Source organism: Methylobacterium litchii (assembly GCF_038442315.1).
Classification (GTDB): domain Bacteria; phylum Pseudomonadota; class Alphaproteobacteria; order Rhizobiales; family Beijerinckiaceae; genus Methylobacterium; species Methylobacterium litchii.
The window spans coordinates 274,707-287,616 of the sequence record NZ_JBBXMY010000003.1 but is presented as its reverse complement, the minus strand read 5'-3'; the positions used below and the strand labels follow the sequence as shown (position 1 = coordinate 287,616).

Annotated in this window: 15 protein-coding genes; 9 read left to right on the top strand and 6 right to left on the bottom strand. The window is 69.1% G+C overall.

Annotated elements, in window-relative coordinates; genetic code table 11:
* The first annotated feature begins 489 nt into the window (after positions 1-489).
* Both AAHF99_RS08830 and AAHF99_RS08825 read left to right on the top strand, forming a co-directional pair.
* Complete coding sequence (locus tag AAHF99_RS08830; RefSeq protein ID WP_342163810.1) at positions 490-1,596, top strand: DUF4167 domain-containing protein; 1,107 nt, start codon at positions 490-492, stop codon at positions 1,594-1,596.
* 98 nt (positions 1,597-1,694) lie between these two features.
* The gene (locus AAHF99_RS08825; RefSeq protein WP_342163809.1) at positions 1,695-2,567 is read left to right on the top strand and encodes a cell envelope integrity EipB family protein; all 873 of its coding nucleotides are present in this window, start codon (positions 1,695-1,697) and stop codon (positions 2,565-2,567) included.
* 3 nt (positions 2,568-2,570) lie between these two features.
* Here AAHF99_RS08825 and AAHF99_RS08820 read toward each other — a convergent pair whose 3' ends face one another.
* Positions 2,571-2,873, bottom strand: coding sequence for a DUF3572 domain-containing protein (locus AAHF99_RS08820; RefSeq protein WP_342163808.1), 303 nt, complete (start codon positions 2,871-2,873; stop codon positions 2,571-2,573).
* A gap of 73 nt (positions 2,874-2,946) precedes the next feature.
* Here AAHF99_RS08820 and AAHF99_RS08815 point away from each other — a divergent pair, with 73 nt between their 5' ends.
* The 5 genes from AAHF99_RS08815 (at position 2,947) to AAHF99_RS08795 (ending at position 8,222) form a co-directional block, all read left to right on the top strand.
* Positions 2,947-3,318, top strand: a complete 372-nt coding sequence (locus tag AAHF99_RS08815) for a response regulator (RefSeq protein ID WP_243930743.1) — start codon at positions 2,947-2,949, stop codon at positions 3,316-3,318.
* A gap of 84 nt (positions 3,319-3,402) precedes the next feature.
* Positions 3,403-4,776 carry a PleD family two-component system response regulator gene (locus tag AAHF99_RS08810; RefSeq protein WP_243953356.1) on the top strand — a complete coding sequence of 458 codons (1,374 nt, stop codon included), beginning with the start codon at positions 3,403-3,405 and terminating at the stop codon, positions 4,774-4,776.
* Positions 4,777-4,884: 108 nt separating this feature from the next.
* Positions 4,885-5,847: an acetyl-CoA carboxylase carboxyltransferase subunit alpha gene (locus AAHF99_RS08805; protein ID WP_342163807.1), complete on the top strand. Its 963-nt coding sequence runs from the start codon at positions 4,885-4,887 to the stop codon at positions 5,845-5,847.
* Entirely contained in the window at positions 5,844-6,575 is a 732-nt protein-coding gene (locus AAHF99_RS08800) for a DUF1796 family putative cysteine peptidase (RefSeq protein ID WP_342163806.1), read from the top strand. The genes AAHF99_RS08805 and AAHF99_RS08800 overlap by 4 nt, the downstream gene beginning before the upstream one ends.
* Before the next feature lie 144 nt (positions 6,576-6,719).
* The gene (locus AAHF99_RS08795) at positions 6,720-8,222 is read left to right on the top strand and encodes a murein L,D-transpeptidase family protein (RefSeq protein WP_342163805.1); all 1,503 of its coding nucleotides are present in this window, start codon (positions 6,720-6,722) and stop codon (positions 8,220-8,222) included.
* A gap of 12 nt (positions 8,223-8,234) precedes the next feature.
* On the opposite strand, the gene AAHF99_RS08790 is transcribed toward AAHF99_RS08795, so the two are convergent.
* Positions 8,235-8,408, bottom strand: coding sequence for a YqaE/Pmp3 family membrane protein (locus tag AAHF99_RS08790; protein WP_243953360.1), 174 nt, complete (start codon positions 8,406-8,408; stop codon positions 8,235-8,237).
* A 132-nt stretch (positions 8,409-8,540) separates the two neighbouring features.
* On the opposite strand from AAHF99_RS08790, the gene AAHF99_RS08785 reads away from it, so the two are divergent.
* Positions 8,541-8,807: an AbrB/MazE/SpoVT family DNA-binding domain-containing protein gene (locus AAHF99_RS08785; protein ID WP_342163804.1), complete on the top strand. Its 267-nt coding sequence runs from the start codon at positions 8,541-8,543 to the stop codon at positions 8,805-8,807.
* The gene (locus AAHF99_RS08780; protein ID WP_342163803.1) at positions 8,804-9,202 is read left to right on the top strand and encodes a type II toxin-antitoxin system VapC family toxin; all 399 of its coding nucleotides are present in this window, start codon (positions 8,804-8,806) and stop codon (positions 9,200-9,202) included. The genes AAHF99_RS08785 and AAHF99_RS08780 overlap by 4 nt, the downstream gene beginning before the upstream one ends.
* A gap of 15 nt (positions 9,203-9,217) precedes the next feature.
* On the opposite strand, the gene AAHF99_RS08775 is transcribed toward AAHF99_RS08780, so the two are convergent.
* The 4 genes from AAHF99_RS08775 to AAHF99_RS08760 all read right to left on the bottom strand — a co-directional run bounded on the left by AAHF99_RS08775 (position 9,218) and on the right by AAHF99_RS08760 (position 12,910).
* A complete protein-coding gene (locus AAHF99_RS08775; RefSeq protein WP_342163802.1) occupies positions 9,218-10,795 on the bottom strand; it encodes a cytochrome c in 1,578 nt (525 codons plus the stop codon).
* A gap of 89 nt (positions 10,796-10,884) precedes the next feature.
* Positions 10,885-11,205: a hypothetical protein gene (locus AAHF99_RS08770; protein WP_342163800.1), complete on the bottom strand. Its 321-nt coding sequence runs from the start codon at positions 11,203-11,205 to the stop codon at positions 10,885-10,887.
* Entirely contained in the window at positions 11,205-11,696 is a 492-nt protein-coding gene (locus AAHF99_RS08765) for a TspO/MBR family protein (protein ID WP_342163799.1), read from the bottom strand. Before AAHF99_RS08765 ends, AAHF99_RS08770 begins: the two co-directional genes overlap by 1 nt.
* The gene (locus tag AAHF99_RS08760; protein ID WP_342163798.1) at positions 11,693-12,910 is read right to left on the bottom strand and encodes a geranylgeranyl diphosphate reductase; all 1,218 of its coding nucleotides are present in this window, start codon (positions 12,908-12,910) and stop codon (positions 11,693-11,695) included. Before AAHF99_RS08760 ends, AAHF99_RS08765 begins: the two co-directional genes overlap by 4 nt.

Below are 12,910 nucleotides of genomic sequence, written 5' to 3'. Positions count from 1 at the left end.
GGCCGAGAGGGCGCCCAGATCGAGCCTTCGAATACAAGTCGAGCCGTCGCCCGCAGCCTGCGTAGCGCCCGCGAGGAGCCGCAAACCGAAAAAAGCTTGTTGCAGCGCGCATGAGACGGTAGACTCCGCTTGAAGATCGCGAACGTTTCGTTAAGACGAGCCGCGATAGGGTCGGTGGAGACCACGGCCGCCACGTAGTTCGCCGACCCCCTCAAGATCCGGAACAGGGTGTACGCGAGGCTCGCGCGCCGGTCCGGTACCGCTCGAATCTGACAATCGCCTTGTGGTCCGCGCCGATGCTTCGGCCTGCGACGCAAGCGGTGGCTCAGGCGAACGGTGAGGTTCGTGCGAGGTGTTGCACGGCTGCTTTTGGGCAGTACGGGTCGGGACGACGCACCGCAGCCGTGCGCGACCCCGAACGTCCCTTTGACTTGTCTGGCGTGAACTGAGGGTCACTGAAGACCGATGAGACCGAACCAGAATCGACGGATGCGCGGGCGTAATCGCCCCAAGGGTCCCAATCCGCTGACGCGCTCGTACGAATCGAACGGCCCCGACGTCAAGATCCGCGGTACCGCTCAGCACATCGCCGACAAGTACGCGCAGCTCGCCCGCGACGCGCTGGCGGCCGGCGATCCTGTCGCCGCCGAGAACTACTTCCAGCACGGCGAGCATTACTTCCGCATCATCTCCGGTGCGCAGGAGCAGACGCGCCCGGTCGCCGGCGGCTATGCCGCCCGTCCCTTCGACGAGGAGTTGGACGAGGGCGACGAGGAGGCCCAGGGCCAGGGCGGCCAGCCGAACGGGCAGGCCTATAACGGCCAGGGCTACGGCCAGGACGAGTACGGCGACCCCGGCCACCAGCCGCAGCCCTACGAGGGCCGCCAGGATTACCAGGACAACGGGCGCCAGAACCGCGACCGTTTCCAGAACCGCGACCAGCGCCGCTTCGACGGCCAGCCGCGCCAGGACAATGGACGCCAGGATTACAACCGGGACCGTCCGCGCCAAGAGAATCGACAGGACGGGAACCGGCAGGATTACAACCGGCAGGACCGGCAGGACTATCAGCGCCAGGACCGTCAGGAGTATCGCGGTCAGCAGGAGAACAACCGGCAGGACCGTCCGCGCCAGGATTACCAGCGCAGCGAGGGCCAGGAGTTCCGGCAGGAGCGCCAGGATCGTCCCGAGCGTCAGGATCGCGCCGAGCGGCAGGACCGGCCCGAGCGTCAGGACCGGCCCGAGCGTCAGGAGCAGCGGCGCGAGTTCCGCCCCGAGACGCCGCGCGCCGAGTTCCCGCGTTCCGAGGCGGCGCCCCGCCGTGAACGCCGTCGCGAGGAGCCGGCCGCCGTCACCGAGGAGGCCGCAGCCCTGCCGGCCTTCCTGATGGCGCCCGCCCGCCCGATCGCCTCGACCTCTCCGGCCGTCCCGACCACCGCGCCGGAGCCCGAGCCGCCGCCTGCCGTCGAGGCCACCGCCGCCGACGAGGCGCCCGCGGCGAAGCCCCGCCGCCGCCGCCGTCCGCGCTTCGAAAGTGCCGCCGCCGAGGCGGGTGAGGGCGGCGCCCCGTCCTCCGACGAGACGCCCACCGAGTGAGCCTTCCCCCGCCGCCCCGCCGTCATGGTGGGGCGGCGGGGATTGTCCTGCTCCCCAGGGCTGTCTATCTCGCGTCGGCCGTGAAACCCTGGATTCCGATGGCCGCTCTGCCCCGACGTCTCCTCGCAGGCCTGCTGGTGCTCGCGAGCCCCGCGCTCGCCGCCCCCGCCACGCCGGAGCCTACCGAGGCGCCAGCGCCCGCGCAGGCCCCGGTCGTCCTGGCCAACCACCGGGCGGTCTACGACCTCTCCCTCAGCGGCAGCACGAGCACCCGCGCCGTCGAGGCGGCGCGCGGGCGCATCGTCCTCGATTTCCGGGGGGATGCCTGCCGGGGCTACACGATGCAGACGCGGCAGGTCACGGAGCTGACCTCCGGCGAGACCGGCACCCGCGTCTCGGACCTGCGCAGCACGACCTTCGAGAGCGGCGACGCGCGGGAATTTCGCTTCAAGACGACCACCGTGTCCGACGGCGACAACGCGGCCCCCGTGGACGGGACGGCCACCGAGGATGCCAGCGGGCTCACGGTGAAGCTGAAGGGCAAGCCGAAGCCCGTCACGGCCTCGGGGCCGGTGCTGTTCCCGAGCGCGCATATGCGCAAGCTCGTGGAGATGGCCCGGGCCGGGCAGACCACGCTCTCGGTCAAGGTCTACGACGGTTCGGACGACGGCCGGAAGGTCTACGACACCTTCGCGGTGATCGGCCACGAGGCGGTCTCCGGCACCGATCTGGAGAAGCCGCTTCAGACGGGGCCCATCGCCTCGGTGAAGCGCTGGCCGGTGAAGCTCACCTACTACACCGAGGGCGCCGGCGAGCGCACGCCGATCTACACCCTGAGCTTCGACCTCTACGAGAACGGCGTCAGCGGCCGGATCAAGCTCGATTACGGCGAGTTCGTCCTGGCCGGCACGATGACCACCCTCGATCTGGACACGACGCCGCCGAAGGCGGGCAAGGGCTGCACGCCGTAGGCGTCACGCCCACTCGTCGTCAGGCCGGGGTGACAGGCGCTGCCACGCGGCGACGATCCGCTCCGGCTTGATCTCCAGGGCCTGCGCGCAGGCGAGCAGCACCGGCTCGTTCCCCGCGACATGATCGAGCACGCCCGCGAGGAACGCGGGGTCCTTGGCGCCGGCCCGAACCGCCTCCAGATCGAGTCCGGTGGCGGCGAGGAAAGGAAAAAGCCGGTCTTCATCCCCAAGGATCCACAGCAGAACATCGAGAGCGATGCCTTCCGCAGGGTCATCCGCTTGGTGCAATTTGCCTTTCGTCAACATGTAACCCTTAAAACCGACGCAATGGGGCTGATGGGTCCTTAATCATGATCGGCTCTGACCGAGGCAAGGAACCATGTCGAAGACGGTGCTCATCGTCGAGGACAACGAACTGAACATGAAGCTGTTCAACGACCTCCTGGAGGCGAACGGCTACGCGACCCTGAAGACCGCCAACGGCATCGAGGCGATCGAGCTGGCGCGCGCCCATCATCCCGACCTGATCCTCATGGACATCCAGTTGCCCGAGGTGTCCGGCCTGGAAGTCACGAAGTGGCTGAAGGAAGACGACGACCTGAAGTCGATTCCGATCATCGCCATCACGGCCTTCGCCATGAAGGGCGATGAGGAGCGGATCCGCGAGGGCGGCTGCGAGGCCTATCTGTCCAAGCCCATCTCCGTCGCGAAGTTTTTGGCAACCGTTCGCGCGTATCTTGAACCGAAATGATGCGGCGCAGGGCCGTCTCCCCCGTCGCGAGACCTTGAGTCGCGCCCGAGGTTTGGCGACGGCGAGCGACGCAAGCGAGGTAGCATGTCGGCCCGCGTCCTGATCGTCGATGACCTCTTCCCGAACGTCAAACTGCTCGAAACGAAGCTCGGCCTGGAGTATTTCGACACCCTCGCGGCGATGAACGGCCCCGATGCCATCGCGATCTGCGAAAAGGGCCTCTGCGACATCGTCCTGCTCGATGTGATGATGCCGGGCATGGACGGATTCGAGGTCTGCCGCCGCCTCAAGAGCAACCCCGTCACGGCGCATATCCCGGTGGTGATGGTCACCGCCCTCGATCAGCCCTCCGACCGGCTGAAGGGGCTCGATGCGGGTGCCGACGATTTCCTAACCAAGCCGGTCGACGACACCGCGCTGTTCACCCGCGTGCGCAGCCTCGTCCGCCTGAAGGCCGTCACCGACGAATTGCGCCAGCGCGCGCTCGCCTCCCGCGCCATCGGGATGGGCGATCCCCTCACCACCGCCGCCGCCGAGACCGGCCTCGACGCGCGCATCCTCCTCGTGGAGGATCGCCCCGGCGCCACGGAGCGGATGGCCATGGCGCTCAGCCAACTCCACCGCGTGACCGTGGAGGCCGACCCGCTCGTCGCGATCCAGGTGGCGGCCGAGGGCGATTTCGACCTCGCCCTGGTGAGCCTCGACCTGCAGGGCCATGACGGCCTGCGCTTGTGCAGCCAGCTTCGCTCCCTCGACCGGACGCGGGGCATGCCGCTGATCATGGTGGCGGAGGCGCACGACCGCGCCCGGATCGTCCGGGGCCTCGATTTCGGCGTCCACGACTACCTGATGCGGCCCGTCGACCGGAACGAGCTGCTGGCACGCGCCCGCACCCAGGTCCGCCGCAAGCGCTATTCCGACGTCCTGCGCGGGGCCATGCAGGCCTCCCTGCAGATGGCGGTGACGGACGGCCTCACCGGCCTGCACAACCGCCGCTACCTCGACAATCATCTCGGCGTGCTGTTCTCCGAGGAGGCGATGCGCCACCGGCCGCTCGCCGCGCTCATCCTCGACATCGACCGGTTCAAGGCGATTAACGACACCTACGGCCACGAGGCCGGGGACGAGGTGCTGCGCGCCTTCGCCGAGCGCGTGCGCCAGCACACGCGGCCCATCGACATCGTCGCCCGCTACGGCGGCGAGGAGATCGTGGTGATCCTGCCCGATTCCGGCCTTGCCGAGGCCCATGCCATCGCCGAGCGCATCCGCGAGCGGATCCAGGCCGTACCCTTCGCCGTCCAGCGCGACACGCGCAGCCTGTCCGTCACCGTCTCCATCGGCGTCGCGACCCGCTGCGCCGACGACGCCTCGCCGGGGGACATGCTGCGCCGGGCCGATGAGGGGCTGTACGAGGCCAAGGCCGGCGGGCGGAACCGGGTCGTCGCCCAGGCGGCCTGACCCGCCGCAGAGGTTGACAGCGTCGGCCTTTGCGCCAACACCTCGCGCCGGCCGCGGCCGGGCTCCCCACCGGGCGTGCGACATCCCACGACTCGGTTACGGAACTCCATGGCGGTCACGCGCTCCTATCTCGACTTCGAGAAGCCGGTGGCTGAGCTCGAAGCGAAGCTCGAAGAACTGCGCGCCGTCGGCAACCAGGACGGCGCCGTCTCGATCAGCGAGGAAGTCGGCCGGCTGGAAGCGAAGGCCCGTCAGGCCCTCGCGGAGATCTACGCCGCCCTCACGCCCTGGCAGAAGACGCAGGTGGCCCGCCACCCGCAGCGCCCGCATTTCGTGGATTACTGCGCCGGGCTCATCACCGAATTCACCCCGCTGGCGGGGGACCGCACCTTCGGCGAGGACGAGGCCATCGTCGGCGGCTTCGGCCGCTTCAACGGCCGCCCGGTCTGCGTCCTCGGCCAGGAGAAGGGCGCCACCACCGAGGCCCGCCTGCGCCACAATTTCGGGATGGCCCGCCCCGAGGGCTACCGCAAGGCCGTGCGCCTGATGGAGACCGCCGACCGGTTCGGCCTGCCGGTCATCGCCTTCGTGGACACGGCCGGCGCCTATCCCGGCATCGAGGCCGAGGAGCGCGGGCAGGCCGAGGCCATCGCCCGCTCCACGGAAGCTTGCCTCGGCCTCTCGGTGCCGAACGTCGCGCTGGTGATCGGGGAGGGCGGTTCGGGCGGCGCCATCGCGCTCGCCACCGCCAACCGGGTGCTGATGCTGGAACACGCGATCTACGGCGTGATCTCGCCGGAGGGCGCGGCCTCGATCCTGTGGCGCGATGGCGGCCGGGCGCATGAAGCCGCCACCGCCATGAAGATCACCGCGCAGGACCTGCTGCGGCTGGGCGTCATCGACGCCATCGTCCCCGAGGCGGTGGGCGGTGCGCACCGGGATCGCGAGGGTGCGGTGCAGGCGGCCGGTCAAGCCATCGCCGAATCCCTCGCCATGTTCGACGGGCTCGACGGAGCCGCAATCCGTGGGCGCCGGGCCGACAAGTTCCTCGAAATCGGCAGGCGCCTGTGACGGCAGCGGCCGGGCTGCGCGGCGCGCTCGGCCGGCTCGGCCGCCGTCTCGGCCGCCGCGACGGCCGCGAACCGGGGGCGTTCAACACGATCTCCCTCGGCTGCAATTGTCAGATGGCGCATGTCCTCAAGACCCTGGACCTGCGCACGTGGTCCGGCCCGTTCGACTGGATCTTCACCCTGCCGGGCATGGTGCGGGACTGCCTGGAGGACGATTTCTCCGCGCTGACAGACCGCCGCGAATTGGAGAGCATCCCCGCGCCGGAGCGCCGGGGGGAGGGCATCTGGAAGGGCCGCCACCGCCTCTACCGCGAGCGGCATGGCCTCGAATGCGTGTTCAACCATCACGATCCGGCTGCCGACCCGGCGGATTACGCCTTCCTCACCGAGGGCGTGCGCCGGATGCGCGTGGCCCTCGACACGCCCGGCACGCGCAATCGCCTGTGGATGATGACCCATCTCTACACCCCCCGCCCGGTGGTGGAGGAGATCGACGCGCTCCTCGGCCGGCGGGCGAGCACAAACCACCTGACCTTCGTGCAGCTCATGCCCGGCCAGGGACACGTGGAGCTGGCCGAAGCCGTGGACGTCTCCGCAAGCCTACGCTGTCTGACGATCCACAGCCCCACCGAACCGGTCGGCCTGCGCCTCGCCGATCCGGCCGACGATGCCGCCCTGCTCGGGATCCTTCGCGCCGAGGCCGACCGCAGTCCCGCGCGGCTGGCGTGATCCACAGATCGCGGCGCCGTGTTGCAACGGCGCCATTGCGGTAACGAAGGCGCAAGCTTAACGCAGGTAGACGGTTGGGGAGTGATGCCTGAAGCCGGCCGAGTCCAACGGCCTCCGGGCGAGAGTTCGAGGACGAGGTTCCCCATGACGGCGCGTCCCGCCTTTGCGAGGATGCTGGCGGCCGCTGCCTTGACCGCCCTACTGCTCGGCGCCTGCCAGGATGGCAGCGGGATCAACGGTCCCACGGCGCGCAGCATCGCACCCATCGCCCCGCAGACCCTGGCTCTGATGCAGACCAAGGGGATGCAGCAATCCGACCCGATCACGATCCGCGCCTACAAGAAGGAAGCGGAGATGGAGGTGTGGAAAAAGGGCGGCGACGGAAAGTACGCCCTGCTCAAGACCTTCCCGATCTGCCGCTGGTCCGGCCAGCTCGGCCCGAAGACGCGGGAAGGGGATCGCCAGACGCCCGAGGGCTTCTACACGATCACGCCGGGCCTGATGAACCCAAATTCCTCGTACTACCTCTCGTTCGACACCGGCTTCCCGAACGCCGTGGACCGGGCGAACGGGCGCTCCGGCCGCTACCTGATGGTGCACGGCACTTGTTCGTCGGCCGGCTGCTTCGCGATGACGGATGCGACGATCGCCGAGATCTACGCCATCGCCCGCGAAGCCTTCATCGGCGGCCAGCGCAGCTTCCAGTTCCAGTCCTACCCGTTCCGGATGACGGCCAAGAACATGGCCAAGTTCAGGAACGACCCGAACGCCCCGTTCTGGCGCAATCTGAAGGAAGGGTCGGACTACTTCGAGGCCCTGCGCGAGGAGCCGAAGATCGGCGCCTGCGGCACCCGCTACGTGTTCGGCGGGGCGGATGTCGCGGCCGGCTCGTGCAAGCCCAAGGTCGAGCCGCTCGTCGCGGAGAAGCGCGCGGAGGACGAGCGCGAGATCGCCGAACTGGTGGCCAAGGGCACTCCGGCGGTGCGCATGGCGTATCTGGACGGGGGCCAGAACGCGGTCTTCCGCCCGCAGAACAACCCGACCACCTTCGCGAGCCTCGGCGGCACCGAAACGGTCCTGCCCTACGACGCGAAGGAATACGGCCGCCACAACCTCGGTGAGGTGAGCCGGCCCGAGACCCTGGCCGCCGGGCCGGAGGAGGTCGAGATCGATGTGAAGGGGCGTCCGGTGATGCTCGCCGCCGTCCCGTCGCCGACCACCACGGCCTCCACCACGCCGAAGGCCGTGGCCGCCGCCAAGCCGGGAGAGAAGGCGAAGGGTCCCGTGCGACCGGCGCCGACGACGCTCATGGCCGCCCGCCCAACGGAACCCGCCGCCGAACCGGAGAAGCCCGCGCGGATCGCCATCGCAGACGCAGACGGCAACTCGGACGGCTACCAGCAACTGCTCGGGAAGCTGTTCACGAAGGACAAGCCGGCCCCGGTCGTCACCCCCGCCACCGACGCGGCGACGGTGGAGCCGATCAAGCTCGCGGCCCGGATCGAGCCCCCGGCGGCGAAGCCTGCCGCCAAGCCCGCTCATGCGGGCAAGGAGCACGCGGAGCACAAGGCCGAGGCCAAGAAGACCGAAATCAAGAAGACCGAGACCAAGAAGGTCGAAGCGAAGAAGGCGGATGCGAAGCCGTAACGGCTTGCCTCCTCAGAGCAGCGGCCGGTCGCGGTTCATCAGCCACAGGGCGTGGACCGTGCCGGGCAGCCAGCCTAGAATCCAGAGCACGATGTTCAGCAGGAACTGAATGCCAAAGCCCGTCGTGACGAGCACGGCGATGGGCGGGAAGAAGATCGCGAGCAGGATACGGATCAGGCTGGACACGGGAACTCCGTGGGAGGAGAGGGCAGTTGCGCTGCAGCAACGACGCGGGGCGGTGCCGGTTCCGCTGAGAGACTTGCCGCCTTGCTGGCAATGCAGATTCGCCTTACCTCTTGCGAGGAGGAGCACAGGCGAATGGCGATTCTCACCGTGACGGCGCGGGGCCAAGTGACCTTCCGCAAGGAAGTGCTCCAGCACCTCGGCATCAAATCCGGCGACAAGATCGAACTGGAATTCCTGCCCGATGGCCGGGCGGAGCTTCGCGCCGCCAAGCCTGCCGGCGGCTGGCAGGATCTGAGCGGCTGCCTGAAAGGCAAGGGCAACGGCGCGGCGCTCTCCCTCGACGACCTGAACGAGGCCATCGCCGCGATGGGCGCCGAGGCCGGACGCGGACAACCGTGAAGATCACCGCCGACACCAACGTGCTGGTTCGGCTGCTGATGGCCGACGACGCGGTGCAGAACGCCATCGCGGTCCGCACTGTCGAGGAGGCCGACACCGTGGCGATCGGCGTGCACAGTTTCTGCGAACTGGCCTGGGTGCTCCACCGCCATTACGGCGTGCCGCGCCCCGATATCGCGCGGGCGATCCGCCAACTCAGCGACACCCGCAATGTCGTGATCAATCGCCCGGCGGTCGAGGCCGGGCTCGAGGTCCTGGAAGCCGGAGGCGACTTCGCGGATGGGGCCATCGCCTATGAGGGGCGATGGCTCGGGGGCGACACCTTCGTTTCGTTCGATGCGAAGGCAGTGAAGCTCCTCGAGCGCCAGGGCAAACCGGCGCTCGTCCTCTCGTAGGCCAACGCGCGAAAGCTACTTCGGCGGCGTGGTCGCGCCCGGCATGGAGGTCGGCACGTTCGCCGCCTGCTTCTCCGGGTTCTTCACTTGGCTGTAGGCGACGTTCGAGAACGTGCCGATCACCGCCGGCCAGCTCGGGTTCGCGTATTGCGGGTCGTCGCGGCCGACCTTGCAGAAGGCGGTGGTGAGGCCGTTGACGATGTCGTCGTCGGTCACGCCGGTCTGCTCGGCCTTGATCTGCGGCGTCAGCCGGGCCAGCGTCGGCACGAAGTCCTGCTGCTTCAGGCCCTTCAGGCTGTCCTGGATGTTCAGCTTGTCGAAGGCAGTCTTGAGCTTGTCCTGCTCGATCTCGGCGCAGGGCGCCGTGCCGGACAGCATCGTCTTGGTCGCCGCCCGCGCGTCGGAGGCCTCGGAGCCGGACAGGACCGGCGCCTTGTTACCCCAGGCGTTGCGGATGTAGTCGGTGACGTTCTTCACCTCGACATCGGTCATCTGCTGGCCGATGGCGACCATCGGGGCGAGGCCGCTCTGCGCGGCGAGCCCGCCATAGATCACCCGCAGCACGGTCTCCGGCCCATGGGACTGCACGGAGGTGTTGCCGGCCAGCGCGGGCACGGCACCCTCGATGCCCTTGCCGTCCGGCTGGTGGCAGGACGAGCAATAGGTCAGATAGGTCGAGGCGCCGGGGGCGTCCTTGGTGTCGAAGGCGGCGAGGTCCTTCGCCTTGTAGGTCTGCTTGGCGGGCACCGTGCGCAGGTAGGCGACCATCGCCTTCAGGTCCTCCTCCTTCACCTTGGAGAGGGATTCCATGATGGTCTGGCGCATCGGGCCGGCGGCGACGCCCGGCCGGTCGCCGGGGGCGGTGCCGGTCTTGAGGTAAGTGACGACCTGCTCGTCGGTCCAGGCGCCGATGCCCTGGTGGCCGTCCGGGGTGATGTTCGGGGCGTACCAACCGTCGATGACGCCGCCGCCGAAGCGGCCCGCGAAGCTCGAATTGCCGACGAGCTTGTTCTCGTTATGGCACATGGCGCAGTGGCCAAGGCTCTCGACGAGGTAGGCGCCGCGGTTCACCTCGGCGCTGGCGTTCGGATCGGGCTCGAAGCGCTTCTCGGTGAAGAACGCCGTGCGCCACGTCACGAGGGCCGTGCGGACGCTGAACGGGAACGGGATCTGGCTTTCCTGCCGCTTCTCGTTCACCGCCGGAATCGACTGGAGGTAGGCCCAGATCGCCTTCGTGTCCTCGTCGGTGACCTTCGTGAACCAGCCGAACGGGAAGGCCGGGTAGAGATAGCCAACGTGTTTGCTGTAGCCCTGGCGGAAGGACTTGTCGAAATCCTCGTAGGAGTAATCGCCGAGGCCGGTTTCCTTATCGGGCGTCAGGTTCGGGGTCATGATGACGCCGAAGGGCATGTTCAGGGCGTAGTTGCCGGCGAGGTACTTGCCGCCGGGCGCCGTGTGGCAGGCGGCGCAATCGCCCATCGTGACGAGATACTTGCCCCGCTCGACGGGGTCCTGGCTGTCCTGCGCCCAGGCGGGCGCCCCGAGGATGGTTCCGGCAAGCAAGCCGGACGCAAGGACTAAGCTGCGCTGCATGGCCTGCACCTCCGGGGCGAGGACTTCAGAAGGATTCAAAACGGTTGCCGCGCGTGAACGCGGGGTCGGAAACTGTTGTTCCTGCCGCGCTAGCGCCGAACCTGCGGCCAAGCGTCCTTTTGTGGAGCGCAGTGCGAGGATGCCGCAGGGCGCAGGCTGTTCCGGCGCAGGATCAAGTCGGCGACGTGGGCCACGAGCCCGGCGAGCATGAAGCCAGCCACCACCGGCCAGGCCGAGCCGGTGAGGGCGGCACGCAAGGCCAACATCAAAGCGGCCCCGGCGGCGATGGTCGCGCCGAAGGGGGCGAACCGAGCCGCCCCCCGGCAGAGGAGGGCGAGCAGCACCGCCTCGGCCGCGACGCCGATGAGGATGAGATCCACGATGCGGCCGGAGGCGAACAGCCCCTCCATCACGCGAGGCTCCGTCGCGGGTTCAACTGCACGATGCGCAGGTTGAGGCAGGCCGCGACGCTGACCCAGGCGAGATAGGGGATGTTCAGAAGCGCGGCGGTGAGGCTCGTGCGGCCCACGGCGAGCATCAGCGCGAGGATCGAGAGCCACAGCATCGCGACCTCGACCAGCGCCCAATCGGGCCGGCGGAAGCGGAAGAACAGCACGCTCCACGCAATGTTGAGCACGCCGTTGACGGCGAAGACGGTGGCGATGAGAGGCCGGGCTGCCGGATCGGCGGTCCAGGCGAGGACGCCGGAAGTCGCGGTCATGGCGAAGATCGTGGTCCAGACCGGCCCGAAGGCCCAATCCGGCGGCTTCCAGGCCGGCACGCGCAGGCGCTGATACCAGCCGTCGGTGCGCGTTGCGACGCCGCCCGCCACCGCGACCAGCACGGCGCAGACGGCGGCGACGAGGGCCGTGCGCCAATCCACCTGCGCCAGGGCGCTCACGGCGACACCCAGCGGAACAGGTGGGCGAGATCCTTGAAGAAGATGCGGACGTGGGCCGCCGGCTTCGCCCGGACCAATTCCTTGTTCATGTAGGAATCCCAGGTGAGCTGCTGCACGTCCTTGTCACGGCAGATCGAGACGAAGCGCTCCCGCAGGCCGTCGCTGCGGTACCAGACCCACTGCATGATGCCGAGGATCAGGAACACGCGCCCGTGTTGCTTCATGAAGCGGCGGCGGGCGAGGCCGAGCGCCTTCGCGTCGCCCGTGGCGAGGAACGCCTCCGCCGCCTCCGCCGCGAGGCGCCCGCCGAGCATGGCGTAATAGATGCCCTCGCCGGAGGCCGGCGCCACGACACCCGCCGCGTCCCCAGCGAGGAGCACGTCGCGGCCATTGTCCCAGCGCTTCAGGGGTTTCAGGGGCAGGGGCGCCCCCTCGCGCCGCACCGTCTCGGCGTCGGCGAGGCCGGTCGCCTCGCGCAGGGCGCGGATCGAGGAGCGGAGCGAGAAGCCTTTGCGGGCGCTGCCCGTGCCGATGCTCGCGGTCTCGCCGTGGGGGAAGATCCACGAGTAGAAATCCGGCGAGTGCCGGCCCTGGTAGAACACGTCGCAGCGCGCGGGGCCGATGGCCGCCTCGCCCGCCTCTCCGGCGCGGGGCACCCGGACGATCTCGTGATAGGCGAAGACCTGCCGCATCTTGTCGTGGCCCGGCACCTCGGCGCGACCGACCGGCGAGGTGGCCCCGTCCGCGCCGATCACCAGCGTGGCGCGGACGCTGTGGTGTTCCAGGCTCTCGCCCTTACCGGTGGTGAAGTGGACCACGGCCGGGCCGGTATCCGGGCGCGAGAGACGGTCGAACGCGGCCTCGCGGAGGTCGGCACCGGCCTGCGCCGCGCGCTCGCGAAGCCACGGGTCGAAATCCTTGCGGTCGACCATGCCGACGAACCCGTCGCCGACCGGCATATCCACTTCCTTGCCGCTCGGCGCGATCATGCGCGCGGCGCGGATGCGGGCAACGAGGAGATGGTCGGGAATCGCGAAATCGCGGATCAGCCGGGGCGGGATCGCGCCACCGCAGGGCTTGATCCGGCCCGGCTTGTCGAGGAGCAGCACCGAGCGGCCCGCTGCGGCGAGGTCGTGGGCCGTCGTCGCCCCCGCCGGCCCGCCGCCGACCACCACGACGTCGAAGGTTTCGACCGCGCTATCGTGTTGGGTCAT